Source organism: Pseudobutyrivibrio sp. C4 (assembly GCF_900111635.1).
Taxonomy (GTDB): domain Bacteria; phylum Bacillota; class Clostridia; order Lachnospirales; family Lachnospiraceae; genus Pseudobutyrivibrio; species Pseudobutyrivibrio ruminis.
In genome coordinates, this window is sequence record NZ_FOHF01000005.1 from 181,081 (window position 1) to 198,241 (window position 17,161).

The 17,161-nt window shown below is 40.0% G+C and carries 18 protein-coding genes; all 18 read left to right on the forward strand.

What is annotated here, in order from left to right:
* Nucleotides 1-153: 153 nt before the first annotated feature.
* The 18 genes from BMY66_RS09770 to BMY66_RS09855 all read left to right on the forward strand — a co-directional run bounded on the left by BMY66_RS09770 (nt 154) and on the right by BMY66_RS09855 (nt 17,161).
* Entirely contained in the window at nt 154-378 is a 225-nt protein-coding gene (locus BMY66_RS09770) for an acyl carrier protein (protein ID WP_330371737.1), read from the forward strand.
* A 2-nt stretch (nt 379-380) separates the two neighbouring features.
* A complete protein-coding gene (gene accB, locus BMY66_RS09775; protein ID WP_090395003.1) occupies nt 381-827 on the forward strand; it encodes an acetyl-CoA carboxylase biotin carboxyl carrier protein in 447 nt (148 codons plus the stop codon).
* Nucleotides 828-829: 2 nt separating this feature from the next.
* Nucleotides 830-2,221: an acetyl-CoA carboxylase biotin carboxylase subunit gene (gene accC / locus BMY66_RS09780; protein ID WP_044935747.1), complete on the forward strand. Its 1,392-nt coding sequence runs from the start codon at nt 830-832 to the stop codon at nt 2,219-2,221.
* Complete coding sequence (locus BMY66_RS09785) at nt 2,218-2,988, forward strand: acetyl-CoA carboxylase carboxyltransferase subunit beta (protein WP_177175644.1); 771 nt, start codon at nt 2,218-2,220, stop codon at nt 2,986-2,988. Before accC ends, BMY66_RS09785 begins: the two co-directional genes overlap by 4 nt.
* An 11-nt stretch (nt 2,989-2,999) precedes the next feature.
* On the forward strand, nt 3,000-3,851 hold the full coding sequence (gene accA, locus BMY66_RS09790) for an acetyl-CoA carboxylase carboxyl transferase subunit alpha (RefSeq protein ID WP_044935750.1): 852 nt from the start codon (nt 3,000-3,002) through the stop codon (nt 3,849-3,851).
* Entirely contained in the window at nt 3,852-4,781 is a 930-nt protein-coding gene (locus tag BMY66_RS09795; RefSeq protein ID WP_090395004.1) for a beta-ketoacyl-ACP synthase III, read from the forward strand.
* A 2-nt stretch (nt 4,782-4,783) separates the two neighbouring features.
* Nucleotides 4,784-5,719: a nitronate monooxygenase gene (locus tag BMY66_RS09800; RefSeq protein ID WP_090395005.1), complete on the forward strand. Its 936-nt coding sequence runs from the start codon at nt 4,784-4,786 to the stop codon at nt 5,717-5,719.
* Nucleotides 5,720-5,743: 24 nt separating this feature from the next.
* Nucleotides 5,744-6,697, forward strand: coding sequence for an ACP S-malonyltransferase (fabD, locus tag BMY66_RS09805; protein ID WP_090395006.1), 954 nt, complete (start codon nt 5,744-5,746; stop codon nt 6,695-6,697).
* Nucleotides 6,694-7,419: a 3-oxoacyl-[acyl-carrier-protein] reductase gene (gene fabG / locus BMY66_RS09810; protein WP_044935762.1), complete on the forward strand. Its 726-nt coding sequence runs from the start codon at nt 6,694-6,696 to the stop codon at nt 7,417-7,419. The genes fabD and fabG overlap by 4 nt, the downstream gene beginning before the upstream one ends.
* A gap of 3 nt (nt 7,420-7,422) precedes the next feature.
* A complete protein-coding gene (fabF, locus tag BMY66_RS09815) occupies nt 7,423-8,655 on the forward strand; it encodes a beta-ketoacyl-ACP synthase II (RefSeq protein ID WP_090395007.1) in 1,233 nt (410 codons plus the stop codon).
* On the forward strand, nt 8,655-9,083 hold the full coding sequence (fabZ, locus tag BMY66_RS09820; protein ID WP_033151673.1) for a 3-hydroxyacyl-ACP dehydratase FabZ: 429 nt from the start codon (nt 8,655-8,657) through the stop codon (nt 9,081-9,083). Before fabF ends, fabZ begins: the two co-directional genes overlap by 1 nt.
* 53 nt (nt 9,084-9,136) lie before the next feature.
* Nucleotides 9,137-9,601, forward strand: a complete 465-nt coding sequence (locus BMY66_RS09825) for a MarR family winged helix-turn-helix transcriptional regulator (RefSeq protein WP_090395008.1) — start codon at nt 9,137-9,139, stop codon at nt 9,599-9,601.
* A gap of 379 nt (nt 9,602-9,980) precedes the next feature.
* Entirely contained in the window at nt 9,981-11,198 is a 1,218-nt protein-coding gene (locus BMY66_RS09830) for an ROK family transcriptional regulator (protein ID WP_044935774.1), read from the forward strand.
* Between the two features lie 27 nt (nt 11,199-11,225).
* Entirely contained in the window at nt 11,226-12,761 is a 1,536-nt protein-coding gene (mmsA, locus tag BMY66_RS09835) for a multiple monosaccharide ABC transporter ATP-binding protein (protein WP_044935777.1), read from the forward strand.
* Nucleotides 12,762-12,793: 32 nt separating this feature from the next.
* Nucleotides 12,794-14,014 carry a sugar ABC transporter permease gene (locus tag BMY66_RS09840; RefSeq protein ID WP_044935780.1) on the forward strand — a complete coding sequence of 407 codons (1,221 nt, stop codon included), beginning with the start codon at nt 12,794-12,796 and terminating at the stop codon, nt 14,012-14,014.
* 84 nt (nt 14,015-14,098) lie between these two features.
* Nucleotides 14,099-15,244: a substrate-binding domain-containing protein gene (locus tag BMY66_RS09845; protein ID WP_044935784.1), complete on the forward strand. Its 1,146-nt coding sequence runs from the start codon at nt 14,099-14,101 to the stop codon at nt 15,242-15,244.
* Nucleotides 15,245-15,372: 128 nt separating this feature from the next.
* Nucleotides 15,373-16,353 carry a carbohydrate kinase family protein gene (locus BMY66_RS09850; RefSeq protein WP_090395009.1) on the forward strand — a complete coding sequence of 327 codons (981 nt, stop codon included), beginning with the start codon at nt 15,373-15,375 and terminating at the stop codon, nt 16,351-16,353.
* A 4-nt stretch (nt 16,354-16,357) separates the two neighbouring features.
* Nucleotides 16,358-17,161, forward strand: a complete 804-nt coding sequence (locus BMY66_RS09855; RefSeq protein WP_044935787.1) for a Cof-type HAD-IIB family hydrolase — start codon at nt 16,358-16,360, stop codon at nt 17,159-17,161.

The following is a 17,161-nucleotide window of genomic DNA, read 5'->3' on the forward strand; positions in this document are numbered from 1 at the left end:
GTAAAATCAGGGCGTCCTTATTTTTTTGAGAATAATTATCTAAAAGATTTTATAGATTTGTGTTGACTTCTAAATTTTTTTAGCTATCATAGGTGGTGGTTAATGTAAAACATTTTAACTAATTAAATTAAGATAAAAGAAAAGGAGAATATTATGTTCGAGACAGTAAAGGAAGTAATTATTGATACACTTAGCTGTGCAGCAGAGAAAGTTACAATGGAGGCAAATCTTTTTGATGATCTTGGTGCTGACTCCCTTGATGCAGTAGAGCTTTCCCTTGCAGTTGAAGAAAAGACAGGTATCACAATTGATGAAGATGCAATGGCTGAAATCAAGACAGTTGCAGATATCGTAAATTACTTAGAGGCACATAAATAATCATGGAATTAAAAGATGTAAAAGAACTTTTGAAGGCTTTTGATGAAAGTAAAAGTTCTTATCTGTCAGTAGAAATAGACAATACAAAAATAAAGTTGAAAAAGTATTCTGAGCAGAAGGTTGTTGTGGAGAATGCCACACAGGTATGTGAACAATCATCACCTGCACATAATAATGATAATGTGGATAACAGCCCAGAATTACAATTAGATGGTGAACAAGTATTGGCACCTTTAGTAGGAGTTTTTTATGCAGCTCCTTCTCCAGAAGAGGATGCATACGTACAGGTGGGGGACACTGTCAAAAAAGGACAGGTGCTCTGCTTAATTGAAGCCATGAAGATGATGAGTGAAATCACCGCACCAAAGGATGGAGTAATCAAAAAAATCTTTGTAAAGAATCAGGATGTGGTGGAATTTGAACAGCCACTATTCTTAATAGGAGATTAGTTATGTTTAAACGTATTTTGATTGCTAATCGCGGTGAGATTGCAGTTCGAATTATTAGAGCCTGCATGGAGATGAATGTGGAGTCAGTTGCAGTTTATTCAACTGCTGACAAAGATTCTCTTCATGTGAAGCTTGCTACTAAAAGTATTTGTATTGGTCCAGCCCGAGCAGCAGACAGTTACTTGAATATGGATGCTATTATAACTGCTGCTCAGGTTATGGAGTGCGACGCGTTACATCCTGGCTTTGGATTCCTTTCGGAGAATTCTACATTTGTAAGAAAGTGCAATGAAGCCGGAATCACATTCATCGGTCCAACAGCTGATGCAATGGATGCGCTGGGAAATAAGGCGGCAGCACGAAAAATGATGATGAAAGCAGGAGTTCCTGTGGTCCCAGGATCGGATGGTCCAGTTGCGGACTACAGCAAACTAGAAAAAATAGCTAAGAAGATTGGCTATCCTGTTTTGATCAAGGCCAGTGCAGGTGGCGGCGGACGTGGAATGCGTCGTGTCTATAAACCAGAGGATTTGAAAAAGCTTTTCGATGAAGCGAAGGCAGAAACAATGGCTTGCTTCAATGATGATGAAATGTATCTGGAAAAGCTGATTGTAAATCCGAGACACATTGAATTCCAGATTTTAGCGGATGAGCACGGTAATGTGATTCATCTAGGGGAGCGCGACTGTTCAATTCAACGTAAGAATCAGAAGTTGATTGAAGAAAGTCCATGTATGTATATAAACGAAGACTTACGAAAGTCTATGGGAAAGGCGGCAGTTGCTGCAGCAAAAGCAGCCAACTACACAAATGCTGGTACTGTAGAATTCGTCTTGGATGAAAAGAATCATTATTATTTCATCGAAATGAACACACGAATTCAAGTGGAACATGGCGTTACTGAAGCCGTTACCGGAATTGACCTTATCAAACAACAGATTAGGATAGCTTTTCATGAGCCATTAAAAATAAGGCAGAAGGATGTAAACATCAAAGGCCATGCCATGGAGTGCAGAATAAATGCAGAAGATCCGGCAAAGAATTTTATGGCTAACACAGGCAAAATTACTTTTTTAAATGTGCCTGGAGGACCTGGAGTCAGAGTGGACACACTTTTGTACAACGGATATGAAACCAGTCCATTTTATGATTCCATGATGGCAAAGATAATTGTTCATGCACCTACGCGACTTGAAACAATCAGGCGTATGCGAAGAGCTCTTTTGGAGCTTGTTACAGAGGGAATCAAAACAAATGGAGATTTTGATTATCTTCTCTTGCATCACCCTGATTTTATAAAAGGAAATTACAATGTTAGCTTTATCGAGGAACATTTGGATGAAATCCTTTCCTGGGACAAAGCTGCATCAGAATATCCAGAGGATAATGAATGATAAGTGCTGTAGATCAAAGAAAAAACAAATTCAATAGATACAAAGATTTGCGTGAGAATCCAACAGAAATGTTGGAGCCAGCCATCAAACCTGTAAAGGAATATGATGTGTGGGACAGACTTAATGACATTGCAGATGATGGCACCTTTGAAGAATTCAAGTTCACTTTTCCAGAGACAAATCCCCTTGAGTTTGAGGGTTATGTTGAAAAGAAAGAGGCACTACGAAGTGAAATAAATCTTCATGATGCAATCATCGCCGGCACATGTCAGATAGATGGTTACAAGACTGTGATTGCCATTATGAACAAGAAATTTATGATGGCATCTATGGGAATGGAGCTTGGAGAGATAGTTTGTAGATCTGCTGAGTTCGCAATGAAAAACAAACTACCACTGATAATATTCACAGCAAGCGGTGGAGCTAGAATGCAGGAAGGAATCCTAAGCCTTATGCAGATGGCTAAAACAAGTGCTGTAATCCAAAAGTTCAAAGAAGCTGGTGGATTATATATTACAGTTCTCACTCATCCAACTACCGGCGGTGTTAGCGCAAGCTTTGCTACTTTAGGAGATATTACTTTAGCTGAGCCGGGTGCTCTCATCGGGTTTGCAGGGCCAAGAGTTATTGAACAGACAATTGGTCAAAAGCTACCTGAAGGCTTCCAGAGAGCGGAGTTTTTGGAAGAGCACGGATTTGTGGATCAGATAGTTAAGCGGGAGGATATGAAAAACACTCTTGGAAAGCTGCTGAAGCTTCACAGTTAAGGAGGAATCAGATGAAGGCTATTGATAGAGTTCTAAACGCACGAGATAAAGACAGACCAAAGATTACAGATTATATCGATAATCTGTTTACGGATTTTTTTGAGCAAAAGGGAGATTTTTTAGGTAAGGAAGATGCCAGTATATATGGTGGAATAGCAATGTTCCATGGCAGACCGGTGACTGTGCTTGGTCACAGAAAGGGCCGCACAGCAGAGGAAAACATGACATGCAACTTTGGTATGCCAGGGCCTGAAGGCTACAGAAAAGCACTTCGATTGATGAAACAGGCAGAAAAGTTTGGCAGACCAATCATTACATTTGTGGATACTCCTGGTGCATATCCAGGGCTTGAAGCAGAAATGTATGGGCAGGCTCAGGCTATTGCAAACAACTTGGCACAGATGAGTGATATTAAGGTTCCAATCATCACCATAGTAACAGGTGAGGGAAGCAGTGGTGGAGCCTTGGGAATAGCTGTAGCAAACAAAGTTTATATGTTGGAAAATGCCATTTATTCAGTTCTTTCTCCAGAAGGCTTTGCTTCCATTCTTTGGCACGATAGTGCAAAGAGAGATGAAGCTGCTGAGGTAATGAAACTTACAGCAAAGGATCTTTTAGGATTTGGCGTAATAGATGGAATAATTTCTGAACGTGGCACTGGTTTTGAGCTTGTGTCAGAAACAGACAATGTTGATAAATACAGCAGATTATATGTAAGAATCGATAAACAGATATCTTCAGCATTGAAGGAACTTGAGAATAAAAGTGCAGAACAGTTGATTACTCACAGATATGAAAAGTTCAGATATTTCGATAAGGAGTATTTGGAGGAAACAACTTCAGAAAGAATGGAAAATGTGTAAATGACTGGAATAAGGATTTTAGGGACAGGAGCCTATGCTCCAAAGAAGCTTGTCAGCAACGATGATTTAGCAAAAATTGTTGAAACAAGTGATGAGTGGATAAAGCAAAGAACTGGTATGAGCGTAAGACATCATATCACTGGTGATGAAAATCATACATATCTTGCAGAGATGGCTGCTAAGGAAGCTATTGAGAATGCGGGAATCAATAAAGACGACATTGGCGTAGTTGTTGTTTGCACGGTATCAGCTGATTATTTTTCTCCTTCAGCTGCATGCTTGATACAAGGAAGACTTGGACTTTCAAATGACATTATCGCCATTGATATTGGAGCAGGATGTTCTGGATTTATTTTTGGAATGGAGACCATCAGAGCACTTATGATGGCGAGAAATGCCAAGTATGGTCTTTTGATTGGAGCGGAAGTTCTTTCTAAAAAGATGGACATGACAGACAGAAGTACTTGCGTATTATTTGGAGATGGTGCTGCAGCAGTTGTTGTTGAACCAGCTGATTCACTGTATTCGTCAGTGATTGGCGTGGATGGTGATGAGGAAATGATTAACATCAAATCTCCAGATGGATACATTCACATGGATGGTCAGGGAACATACAAATTTGCAGTAGCAACAGTTCCAAAGGTAATAGAGCAGGCAGTTAAAAAAGCGAATTTAACCTACGATGAAATTGATTACTTTGTATTGCATCAGGCAAATCTTAGAATCATAGAGTCCATAGCAAAAAAGGTTAAACAGCCTATGGATAAATTCGTAGTAAACATAGAAAAATATGGCAACACATCGGCGGCAAGCGTTGGCTTAGCCTTGGATGAAGCTGTCAAAGGCGGAAAGATTAAAAAAGGAGACAAGGTACTGATGTGCGCTTTCGGCGCCGGCCGAACATGGGGCGCCGTGGTACTTGAGTGGTAGATATGAAACTTAGAGATTTAACAGGTACAAAGTATTCGATTATTCAAGGCGGCATGGCAAACATTGCTACTGGTGAGTTTGCTGCGGCGGTTTCTAATGCGGGTGGACTTGGTTTGGTAGCCAGTGGCGGTATGAATGCCGAAGCCTTGAGAGAACAAATAAGAATATGCAAAAGCAAAACAGACAAGCCATTTGGTGTGAATCTGATGTTGATGAATCCAGATGTGGATAATATTGCTCAGATGCTTATCGAGGAAAAGGTCCAGTTCATTACAACTGGAGCAGGAAATCCTGGTAAGTACATGGCTGGTTGGAAAGCTATGGGAGCTAAGGTGTTTCCTGTAGTTGCATCGGTTGCTTTGGCAAAAATCATGGTAAGAGCAGGTGCAGATGCAATCATTGCGGAAGGCGGAGAATCAGGTGGTCATGTAGGTGATATGACAACAATGACTTTGCTTCCACAGGTAGTTGCAGCAGTGGATGTACCAGTAATTGCAGCAGGTGGAATTGCATCAGGAGAGCAGATGGCAGCAGCTATGTTGCTTGGTGCATGTGGTGTACAGATTGGTACATGTCTTCTTGTTTCAGAGGAGTGCCCAATTCACGACAATTACAAGCAGGCACTTATTAAGGCAAAGGATAATGCAACAACTGTGACTGGTCGTTCACAGGGAGCGCCAGTTCGTATCATCAAAAACGAAATGGCAAGAGAGTATTTGAAGCTTGAGGCTGAGGGTGCAGATCGAGAGCGCCTGGAGCAGATTACACTTGGAGGCCTTCGCAGAGCTGTAGTTGATGGAGATATGCTTCGTGGCTCGGTAATGGCAGGCCAGGTTTGTGGCCAACTCAAAGAAGTTCGCCCTGTAGCGGCTATCTTGGAAGAGCTCAACCGTGGTGCCGTAGAAGCGCTAAATAATGCGGCTTCAATTGAATTATAACAACCAGATAAGGGGTACAAGAGTATGTTAGGTTTTGTTTATGCAGGTCAAGGTTCACAGCGTGTTGGGATGGGCCAGGATTTTTATGGTAAATACGATAGTTTTAGGGAGACTATAGATAATGCAACAGAGGTTGTAAGCAAAGTAACTGACATGGATGTTGCAGACATTTCATTTAATGGGCCAATTGAGCAGCTTTCACAGACTGCTTATACTCAGCCTGCTATGGTTGCATTTGCAATTGGCGTAACAAAGCTTCTGAAAGAGGCAGGAATAGAGGCTGACTACACATGCGGTCTTAGTCTTGGAGAGTATTCTGCATTATACGAGGCAGGTGTTGTAGATGAAGCAACAATCATGGAACTGATTGCAAAAAGGGGCAAGTACATGACAGAGGCTTCCCAGGGATTGAATGTCAAAATGGCTGCTGTCCTTGGAATGGATAGAGAGACTGTTTTAGAATGCTGCGAAAAAGCATGCAAAGCAACAGAAGGTGAGCGTGTAGTTCAGGCAGCAAACTTTAACTGCCCAGGTCAGATTGTAATTTCAGGACATTCTAGTGCTGTGGATATGGCTAGTGCGTTTCTTAAGGAAGCAGGGGCAAAGCGAATTCTTCCATTAAAGGTAAGTGGACCATTCCATACAAAGCTTATGAAGCCAGCAGGAGATAAGCTTGCTCAGGAATTTAAAACAGTAGATTTTAAGGAAGAGAAAACAAAGGTAGTTTTCAACTGTCTCGGAAGAGAAAAAAATCAGAATGAAGAGGTTGCAAATCTTCTAGAAAAGCAGGTACAGTCATCAGTTTATCTGGAAGATTCAATTAGATATATGGCAGAAGCTGGTGTGGATACTTTTGTGGAAATCGGACCAGGAAAAGCTATCAGCAAGTTTATAACTAAGACTGTTGATAACGCAAAAGTATATTCAATCGACACAGTTGATGATTTTGAAAACATTGTAAAGGAGCTTGGAGCATGAGTGTAGCATTAGTTACAGGTGGAAGCAGGGGAATAGGAAGAGTAATTGCTGAAAATTTGGCAAAATCCGGTATTAATATTGCTATTTGCTATTCGGGAAATGAGAACGCAGCCCAGGAGACAATCGAATCCTGCAAAAAGCATGGTGTTCAGGCAATGTACATCAAGGCAGATGTTAGTAATGCAGATGATGTCTCTGAAATGTTTAATCAAATAAAAGAATTGATGGGACCTGTGGAAATCCTTGTAAACAATGCTGGAATCACAAGGGACGGTTTGCTTTTAAGAATGAGCGAGGCTGATTATGATGCAGTTCTCGACACAAATCTTAAAGGGACTTTCCTTTGCACAAAAGCAGCTATAAAAGACATGATGAAGGCTAGAAATGGTCGAATCATCAATATCACTTCTATTGTTGGTGTTCAGGGCAATGCTGGACAGGCAAACTATAGTGCAAGTAAAGCAGGTGTTATCGGATTTACGAAGTCGGTAGCAAGAGAATATGGTTCAAAGGGTATTACCGTAAATGCGGTAGCTCCAGGATTTATTCAGACTGCTATGACAGATCAGTTGCCAGATAATGTAAAGGAAGCTTATTTAAAACAGATTCCTTTAGCAAGATTTGGAACACCAGAGGATGTAGCAGATGTTGTAGATTTCTTGGCATCGGACAAAGCATCTTATATTACAGGACAGGTAATAGAAGTAACTGGAGGAATGTAAAACATGAAGCGTAGAGTAGTTATTACTGGAATGGGTACTGTAAACCCACTTGGCAATTCAGTGGAAGATACATGGAATGCGGTAAGAGAGGGAAAATGCGGTATTGGCCCTATCACACATTTTGATACATCAGAATTAAAAGTAAAACTTGCAGGTGAGGTAAAGAATTTTGATGCTGCAGAAATCCTTGGACCAAAGGAATCTAAGCGTATGGATGTATACACACAGTACGCTTGTGCTGCAGCCAAGGAAGCATTTGCTGATGCTGGAATCGATGTGGAAAAAGAAAATATGGACAGGTTTGGTTGCATCGTTTCATCAGGTATTGGAGGTCTTTCAACAATAGCTACAGAGCATTCCAAGGGCGAGGAAAAAGGCTACAGCAGAATTTCACCATATTTCATTCCTATGACAATTAGCAATATGGCAGCAGGACAGATTGCCATAATGTTTGGACTTAAGGGAATGTGTACATCAGTTGTTACTGCATGTGCCAGCTCAAATAATGCTATTGGTGATGCGTTCCACAGAATTCGTGATGGATACGAGGATGCTATGGTTTGTGGAGGAGCAGAAGGGGTTATTATGCCACTTGCCATTGGTGGCTTCCAGTCTATGAAAGCTCTTTGCACAAGCGAAAATCCTAATCGTGCTTCTATTCCATTTGATAAGGAGCGTCATGGATTTGTTATGGGCGAAGGTGCAGGTATTCTTGTGCTTGAGGAATTAGAACACGCGAAGGCACGTGGAGCAAAAATATATGCTGAGGTAATCGGCTACGGTTCAAACTGCGATGCTTATCATATTACTGCACCAAATCCAGAAGGAGAGGGCGGTGCAAAATGTATGGCTCTTGCAGTTGCAGATGCAGGTATTGAAATGACTGATGTAGACTACATCAATGCTCACGGAACAAGCACAAGCCTAAATGATGCAGGGGAAACTCTTGCAATTAAAAAGGCTTTCGGAGACCACGCATACAAGCTTATGGTAAGCTCTACAAAGTCTATGACAGGACATTTGCTTGGCGCAGCAGGTGCAGTAGAAGGAATAATTACAGCCCTTGCTTTAAAGGATGGTTTTGTTCCAGCTACTATTAATTATCTTGAAAAGGATGAGGCTTGCGATTTGGATTACGTGCCAAATATCGGTAGAAAAGCAGATATAAATGTGGCATTATCAAATGCTCTTGGCTTTGGTGGTCACAATGCATCAATTGTATTTAGGAGGTTTTAATGGAACTTAGCTGTTCAGAAATTCAGGAAATATTACCACATAGATATCCATTCTTGATGGTGGACAAAATCACAGAATGCGAACCAGGGGTATATGCCAAGGGAATCAAATGCGTATCTGCAAATGAGATGCATTTCATGGGCCATTTCCCTGGTCACCCGGTTATGCCTGGTGTTCTTATAATAGAAGCATTGGCACAGGTAGGCGCAGTGGCACTTTTAACAGAAGAGGAAAACAAAGGAAAGCTTGCATTTTTCGGTGGAATCAAGAATGCAAGGTTTAAGCAACAGGTTGAACCAGGTGATGTTTTACAATTGGAATGTAAGCTAACATCAAGAAAAGGCCCTGTGGGATTTGGGGAAGCTGTGGCTTATGTGAATGAAAAAATAGCTGCTAAAGCAGAAATTTCCTTTGCTTTAGGCGATTAAATTGAGTATGATATTTCTAGAAGTTTTAGATTAAAGAAAGATAGGAGCTAGAAATGTTAGAAGAAGCACTTACAGAGGTTTACACCAAGTTTAAAGTTCACTTTTACCAGGAGATGTTCAAAAAGCTTCGTGCAAGAGAAACATCACTTACAATCGTAGAGCTTTTTTGCGTAGAGATTATCTATGTACTTAGAAATCCAACTGTAAAAGAGTTCGCAGAATTTATTGGTATTTCTTCACCAAATGCTGCATATAAGATTGCTTGCTTAATTGATAAGGGGTACATTGAAAAGGTTCAGTCTGAAAAGGATAGAAGAGAGTTTCATCTTCATGTTACAGACAAATACCTTGAGTATTTAAATCTATCAGAAGGCTATGTTAAGACAGTAGCTGAAAGAGCAGAAGAGCGTTTCACAGAAGAACGCATTGAAACATTAAATGATATCCTTAACGATATGTCAGATTTCCTTATGAAGGAAGTAGATATTCCAAAGTATCGTAGAAGTGAAGAAGAATAATATAAAATAACAGGTCCTTGGCGAAAGCCAAGGGCTTTTTTTGTGCCTAAAAAATATGCACAGTTGACTGAACCTTATTTTGTACGATATGTAGAATCGTTTGATTGGGTTTGATTGCGAATTATCAAAAGTAATCATTTTTTAATTAATAAAGGGTGCATAAATATGTATTTTTGTGATTAGGTTACTGATTATTTTGCTAAAAAGCCCGTAAAAATGGGCTTTTGACGTATTTTACGAAAATGAATATTTCAATTTAAGAAAGTTTCACAAAATTGAAAAAGTGGTCCCTAAATCTATTGACCTTATTATGAAACAGCGTTAATGTGTTAACAGTGTTAAGTGATTAACACTTGAAAGCAATTGCGAGGTAATGTTAATGAAAAAAGTCAAAGAAGTTGCAGGCAATAATACAAGCGATTTAACAGAAATGAATCGTTCTGCAATTGTGCGAATCCTTCAGCAACGAGAGGTTTGTACTAGAGCAGAGATTGCAAAGATGATGGGCCTGACTCAGGCATCCATTACAAAGCTTGTTGCCTACCTGATTGATATGGGTATCGTATCAGAGGTTGGCATTGTGAAGGGAAATGGAAATCGACGTTCCATTGGCCTTCGATTAAATGCCGAAAAGAATCTGGTAATCGGAGTAAAGTTTTCAAGACATGTATTTGCCATCGGAGTTTTTGATATCTCTGGAAAGCTTTACACACAAAGCGAGACAGAGTTTAGTCTGGATGAAAATACAGGTAAGGTTCTTACAGCTATGAAAGACCAGATAAGAAAGCTTCTTGATGAATATGAAAATGTAGTAGCCATTGGTCTTGCACTTCCAGGTCCTTATCTTAGAAAAGAAGGACGAATTGCAATGGTCACACGAATGCCAAGCTGGCACAACATCAACTTCATTGATGAGTTCAAAAATGAATTTGATAAGCCAGTATTCATCGAGCAGGATGCCAATGCGGGAGCGTTAGCAGAGTGGTGGTTCGGAGATCATGGAAGACCACTTAGTTCACTTACTTATTTCTTGGTTGGTGAAGGTGTTGGATCAGGAGTAGTTGATCACGACAGTCTTTTACTTGGATATCAGGGAATTGCCAGTGAGGTTGGTCATATCAGCATCGACTTTAACGGAAGCACTTGTGAGTGTGGAAATAAAGGATGCTTGGAGCTTTATTGCTCAACAATGGCACTTTTGAAAAAAGCTGAAAAGGAATTGCCTGAGCTGTTTAAAGAAAAATATGAAAACAGATCAGAGGCTGTTGCAAGAATAGTTGAAGCAGCAAGAAAAGGCAATGAAAAAGCTGTTAGGGTTTTACAGGAAATTGCAACATACATTGGATATGGATGCGTAACATTGATAAATGCATACGATCCAGAAATTATAGTTATTGGGGATAGCGTATCGCAAGGAGATGAATTTCTTCTACCAACAATCAAAAAGATTGTAGAGGAAAGAACAATTCCAGAAGTTAGTAGCAAAGTAAGAATAGAGATATCTAGATTAAAGGTAGATCCTACTCTTTACGGTGCAGCAGCAATTGCTACTGACAGGGTTTTAAGAAAACCAAGCGAGTATTTGGCTTCAAATTAGGCATCAAAATAGGGAGGTATTTGATATATGGAAAGCAATTCTTTTATCCTTCAAATGCAAGGGATTACAAAAGAATTTCCGGGTGTAAAAGCACTTGATGATGTAAACCTCTCAGTGAAAGAAGGCACAATTCATGCAATCTGCGGTGAGAATGGTGCTGGAAAATCTACACTGATGAAGGTTTTATCGGGGGTTTATCCTTATGGCACATATGATGGCGACATCGTTTATATGGGCCAGGTGATGAAATTCAAAAACATCAAGGAATCAGAGAGCGCTGGAATAGCAATTATTCACCAGGAGCTGACAATGATTCCAGAGTTGTCCATTACAGAAAACATCTTTATGGGAAATGAAATCATAAAGAAGGGAATGATTGATTGGGCAGAAGAAAAAAGAAGAACCTATGAGATTCTTAAAAAAGTAGGTCTTTCAATTAATCCAGATGTGCTTATCAAACACTTAGGTGTTGGTCAGCAGCAGCTTGTTGAAATTGCAAAAGCACTTTCAAAGAATGTAAAGCTTCTAATTTTGGATGAGCCAACATCAGCATTGAATGAGGCTGATTCAGAAAACTTACTTAACCTTATGATTGACCTTAAGAATAAGGGCATCACATGTATCATGATTTCTCACAAGTTGAACGAAATCGCTGCGGTATCAGATGCCGTTACAGTTATTCGAGATGGTCACACCGTAGAAAGCTACGACGTTGAAGCAGGTAAGGTTGATGAAGATAAAATCATCAAAGCCATGGTTGGTCGTTCGATTGAGAATAGATATCCAGAGCACGAACCAAATATTGGAGAAGTTATCTTCGAAGTAAAGGATTGGTGTGTTGAGGATCCAGATGTTGAAGGCAGAATGGTTTGCAAGAATGCAAGCTTCAATGTAAGAGCCGGTGAAATCGTTGGATTCGCAGGACTTATGGGTGCCGGTAGAACAGAGCTTATGCGCTCACTATTCGGTAGAAACTATGGAATATACAGAGGCGGTTCAATCAAAATCAAAGGTCGTGAGGTGAAGCTCACATCTGTTGAATCAGCAATAAAGAATGGACTTGCTTATGTTCCAGAGGATAGAAAGAATTTAGGATTAAATCTTTTGGATTCAATCAGAAAGACAGTTGTTGCAGCTGATTTGGACAAAATCACAAAGCATGGTCTTCTTGATATAAATGATGAAAAGAAAGCAGCAGAAGAGTATCGTAATTCTCTTAAAATCAAGACATCAAATGTAGATGCTGGAGTAACAACACTTTCAGGTGGTAATCAGCAGAAGGTTGTTTTATCAAAGTGGATGTTTACAGAACCAGATATTTTGATTCTTGATGAACCTACAAGAGGTATTGATGTAGGTGCTAAATATGAAATTTACAAATTGATTCATCAGCTTGCAGATGATGGTAAGGCAGTAATCCTGGTGTCATCTGAATTGCCAGAGCTTCTTGGAATGGCAGATAGAATTTACACAATCTTCGAGGGAACTATCACAGGCGAACTTGAAAGTGCTGAAGCTAACCAGGAAGGCTTAATGAAGAGGATGACAATTACTTCAAACTAGTATATGGGAATTATGAAAGGATGGAATAAATTATGAAATACTTAAAACAGGTATTAGGCCAGGATTTGCGCCAATACACAATGGTTGTTGCGTTAGCTGCTTTGATTATTATTTTCAACATTATTTCTGGTGGAAGAATGCTTACTTCTTCAAACTTCCAGAACTTGATTTCAGGTAATGCATACGTACTTATTTTAGCTCTTGGTATGTTGATGGTTATCGTTATCGGTCAGATTGATTTGTCAGTCGGTTCCGTAGCTGGTTTCGCAGGAATGGTTATGGCACTTGTTGCTAAGAACTATAACGTTCCTTGGTGGGCAGCAGTTCTTATCGCAATTGCGATAGGTATCTTAGCTGGTGCATGGCACGGTTTCTTCCTCGCACAGCTTGGTATTCCAGGATTCATCACAACTCTTGGTGGTATGATGATTTTCCGTGGTGGTGTTATTTGGATTTCTCATTCAATTTCAGTTCCTGCTCCTGAGCAGTTAAAGTGGTTCGGTGCTGGATACTTACCTGAATGGGGACCTGCATTTACAGGCATGAACAACTCAACACTTTTACTTGGAATTATTGGAATTGTTTGCTACGTAGTAGCTCAGCTTAGAAAGTATAAGCACTCAGGCGATGGCAATGGCACAAAAGATCCACTTTGGGCTGTAATCGTTAGAATCGCTCTTATGACATTACTTATTGGTTACTTTACATGGTTATTTGGTTCAGGACGTGTTGGTACATCATTCCCTGTTCCAGGACTTATCTTATTATTACTTACAATCGTTTATCACATCATTACACAGCGTACAAAGTTTGGTCGTCACGTATATGCGGTAGGTGGTAACAAGGCAGCAGCTGCCCTTTCAGGTGTAAATGTTAAAAAGACTTATTTCCTTACAATGGTAAACATGTCACTTTTAGCATCAATCGCAGGTATTCTTTTTGTAGGTCGTTCAACAGCAGCAGGTCCTGCTGATGGAACATCATGGGAAATGGATGCAATCGCATCAGTATTCATCGGTGGTGCTGCAGTATCAGGTGGTGTTGGTACAATTCTTGCAACAATCGTCGGTGGTCTTGTAATGGCAGTTCTTAACAACGGTCTTATGCTTATGGGTGTTGGTGCCGACAAGACACAGGTTATCAAGGGCTTCGTTCTTTTAGCTGCTGTAGCATTTGATGTTTACAACAAGAAGAGCGGCAAGAGCTCAATCATTGGCAGAGTATTTGGGGGAAATAAAAAAGCTGCCAACTAATTTAAGAAGGCTTGCCTGCAGTAATAAACTGCTGGGCCTTACATATTAAGTGCACAATATGTGATTATTTAAGGAGGATGGAAAATGAAAAAAAGAACATTATTGTCAATGGCAATGGTGGCAACTATGACAGTTGCAACATTCGCAGGCTGTGGGGGAAGTAGAGAGGGAACTACAGAAGAAGCAGCAACAACAGAAACAGAGGCAACAACAGAAGAGGCTTCAGCTGATACAGCTGCAACAGATATGCCTGGTTTCGAAGAGGGAGCAACAATTGGTATCTCACTTCCATGGCTTGGAACTCAGAACTGGAAAGAAGCTGAGGAGATGTTTACAACACAGCTTGAAGAAGCTGGTTACACTCCACTTGTACAGGCTGCAGATAACAAGGTTACTCAGCAGCAACAGCAGATTGAGTCTATGATTGAGAATGGTGCAAAGGTTATCGTTGTTGGTCCTGTAGATGGATCTCAGCTTGGTTCAGTACTTGAGCAGGCTAAGGAAGCTGGCGTATACGTAATCGGATACGATCGTCTTCTTGAGAACACAACAGGTGTTGATGGTGTAGTTCAGTTCGGTTCTGTAAAGACTGGTGAGCTTCAGGCTCAGGCTCTTTTACAGGGTCTTGAGGAACAGAAGGGTGAGGCTCCTTACAACATCGAGCTTTTCGGTGGTGGTCCTGCTGATCCTAACGCACCAAACTTCTTCAAGGGTGCTATGTCAGTACTTCAGCCAAAGATTGATGATGGAACACTTGTAGTTGTATCTGGTCAGACAGACTTTACACAGTGTGCAACAGTTGATTGGGACAATGCTAAGGCACAGTCAAGAATGGATTCACTTCTTTCAGGATTCTATTCAGACAAGGAAATCGATGGTGTTCTTTGCCCTAACGATGGTATTGCAAGAGCATGTATCACATCATGCGAGAACGCTGGTCAGGACATCCCAGTAGTATCTGGTCTTGATGCTGAGAACGAGTCAGTTGAGTGGGTATGGCAGGGACGTCAGTACTCTACAGTTGCTAAGCCAACAGAAGATCTTGTTGCTAAGACAATCGAAATCATCGATTCACTTCAGGCTGGTAATGGTATGCCTGCTACAGAAGTAACAGCAGACAACGGTGTAATCGAAGTTCCAGTATATGAGCTTCCACCAGTAGTAGTTACAAAGGACAACGAGAAGGAAGTATTCGCAAATGATCCTTCACGTTTAGAGTTATTAAAATAATTTCTTCTTCATATTCTTTTTTTGATAAAACGTTTAAAGTATAATTAACTCAGAGATTGTATTTTAAACACTTATAGGGCAGTGACAATCCACTGCCCTTATTAAATGATATTTTAGGAGGTAGTGTTGTGGAAAAGAAAATTGACGTTGTGGCATTGGGAGAACTCCTTATAGATATGACTAACAACGGAGTATCAGAAAATAATAATGACTTGTTTGAGGCAAATCCAGGAGGGGCACCATGTAATGTACTTGCTATGCTTAAAAGATTTGGCCACGAAGTTAATTTTATTGGTAAGGTAGGAGATGACATTTTTGGTAGAAAGCTGAAAGCTACACTTGAGGAAGTTGGCATTGGTACAGAAAATCTTTTAATGGATAAGGATGTTCGTACTACACTTGCTTTTGTAGAGACTTTCCCAGATGGAGATAGAGATTTCTCATTCTACAGAAATCCAGGAGCAGATATGATGCTCAGAAAGGATGAGGTAGATACAGAGCTTATCAAGAATACAAAGGTTTTCCATTTTGGAACACTTTCTATGACTCATGAATTGCCAAGAGAGGCTACAATTTTTGCTCTTGAAGAGGCTAAGAAAAATGGTGCTATCATCACATTTGATCCAAACCTAAGAGAACCCCTTTGGAACAGCTTGGATGAGGCAAAAGAGCAGATTTTATGTGGCATGAAATACGCTGATTATCTTAAAATATCAGACAATGAAATCCAGTGGCTTACTGGAGAACAGGATTATACAGCAGGTGTGCACAAAATCAGAGAGCAGTTCAATATCCCGCTTATAACTGTTTCTTTGGGCAAGGAAGGAAGCCGTGCATACTATCAGCCAGAAGGCAAGGAAGAAATCATCGTAGAGGTTGATTCATTCTTATCACCAGAAACAATCGAAACAACTGGTGCAGGTGATACATTCTGCGGTTGTATAATTCATTATTTATTGGAGTATGGTATATACGAATTAGATGAAAATAAATTAAAGGAAATGCTTACAGTTGCAAACGCTGCAGCATCTCTAATTACAAGAGTTAAAGGCGCACTTAGGGTAATGCCTTCATTAGATAAGGTTAATGAATTGGCTAAATCAAGGTGAGATAATGACTTACAAAATTGTGTTCTGTGATGTGGATGGCACATTACTTAATAAAGAACATAGATTATTGGATAGTACCTTAAAGTCCATAAAAGCATTACAGGAAAAAAATCTGCCATTTGTGATTGTTACTGCTAGAGGACCTTCTGGTATTTATCCAATATTTAAAAGATACAAGTTTGTATGCCCCATGGTTTGTTTTAGTGGAGGCCTTATCATTGATTACAATGGCCAGGTATTATACTCAAACGGATTTACAAAGGGCACAGCAAAAAAGCTTATAAACTTCATAGAAAAAGAGAATCTTGACTGTACATGGAATATCTATTCTATGGACAATTGGATCGTTAAAGACCGTGCTGACGAAAGAGTTGCAAGGGAAGAATCTATAGTTGAGGCACAGGCATCAGAAGGCGATGTTGATAGCTTGCCAGAAGGTGCAGAGATAGGAAAAATCCTGTGTATGTGCAACCCCGCTCATACTGTAGAAATTGAAAATAGACTAAAAAAAGAATTCCCATGCCTATCTATAGTTCGTTCGTCAGATATTCTTATTGAAATTATGAATAAAAACATTTCTAAGGGAGAAAGTATTGAATTTCTCTGCAAGAAATGGGATATTGATATTAAGGAAACGGTGGCATTCGGAGATCATTTCAATGACATTGAAATGCTTGAAAAGGTGGGGAAACCTTTCTTGATGGAGAATGCACCACAGGAGCTAAAGGAACGGATTGGAAATGTTACCTTTAGCAATAATGCTGATGGGATATATCATGGTTTGAAGCAAATAGGACTAGTTGATTAA

Coding starts and splice junctions, on each gene's coding strand:
- BMY66_RS09770 (WP_330371737.1), top strand. CDS start 154: ATGTTCGAGACAGTAAAGGAAGTAATTATTGATACACTTAGCTGTGCA.
- accB (WP_090395003.1), top strand. CDS start 381: ATGGAATTAAAAGATGTAAAAGAACTTTTGAAGGCTTTTGATGAAAGT.
- accC (WP_044935747.1), top strand. CDS start 830: ATGTTTAAACGTATTTTGATTGCTAATCGCGGTGAGATTGCAGTTCGA.
- BMY66_RS09785 (WP_177175644.1), top strand. CDS start 2,218: ATGATAAGTGCTGTAGATCAAAGAAAAAACAAATTCAATAGATACAAA.
- accA (WP_044935750.1), top strand. CDS start 3,000: ATGAAGGCTATTGATAGAGTTCTAAACGCACGAGATAAAGACAGACCA.
- BMY66_RS09795 (WP_090395004.1), top strand. CDS start 3,852: ATGACTGGAATAAGGATTTTAGGGACAGGAGCCTATGCTCCAAAGAAG.
- BMY66_RS09800 (WP_090395005.1), top strand. CDS start 4,784: ATGAAACTTAGAGATTTAACAGGTACAAAGTATTCGATTATTCAAGGC.
- fabD (WP_090395006.1), top strand. CDS start 5,744: ATGTTAGGTTTTGTTTATGCAGGTCAAGGTTCACAGCGTGTTGGGATG.
- fabG (WP_044935762.1), top strand. CDS start 6,694: ATGAGTGTAGCATTAGTTACAGGTGGAAGCAGGGGAATAGGAAGAGTA.
- fabF (WP_090395007.1), top strand. CDS start 7,423: ATGAAGCGTAGAGTAGTTATTACTGGAATGGGTACTGTAAACCCACTT.
- fabZ (WP_033151673.1), top strand. CDS start 8,655: ATGGAACTTAGCTGTTCAGAAATTCAGGAAATATTACCACATAGATAT.
- BMY66_RS09825 (WP_090395008.1), top strand. CDS start 9,137: ATGTTAGAAGAAGCACTTACAGAGGTTTACACCAAGTTTAAAGTTCAC.
- BMY66_RS09830 (WP_044935774.1), top strand. CDS start 9,981: ATGAAAAAAGTCAAAGAAGTTGCAGGCAATAATACAAGCGATTTAACA.
- mmsA (WP_044935777.1), top strand. CDS start 11,226: ATGGAAAGCAATTCTTTTATCCTTCAAATGCAAGGGATTACAAAAGAA.
- BMY66_RS09840 (WP_044935780.1), top strand. CDS start 12,794: ATGAAATACTTAAAACAGGTATTAGGCCAGGATTTGCGCCAATACACA.
- BMY66_RS09845 (WP_044935784.1), top strand. CDS start 14,099: ATGAAAAAAAGAACATTATTGTCAATGGCAATGGTGGCAACTATGACA.
- BMY66_RS09855 (WP_044935787.1), top strand. CDS start 16,358: ATGACTTACAAAATTGTGTTCTGTGATGTGGATGGCACATTACTTAAT.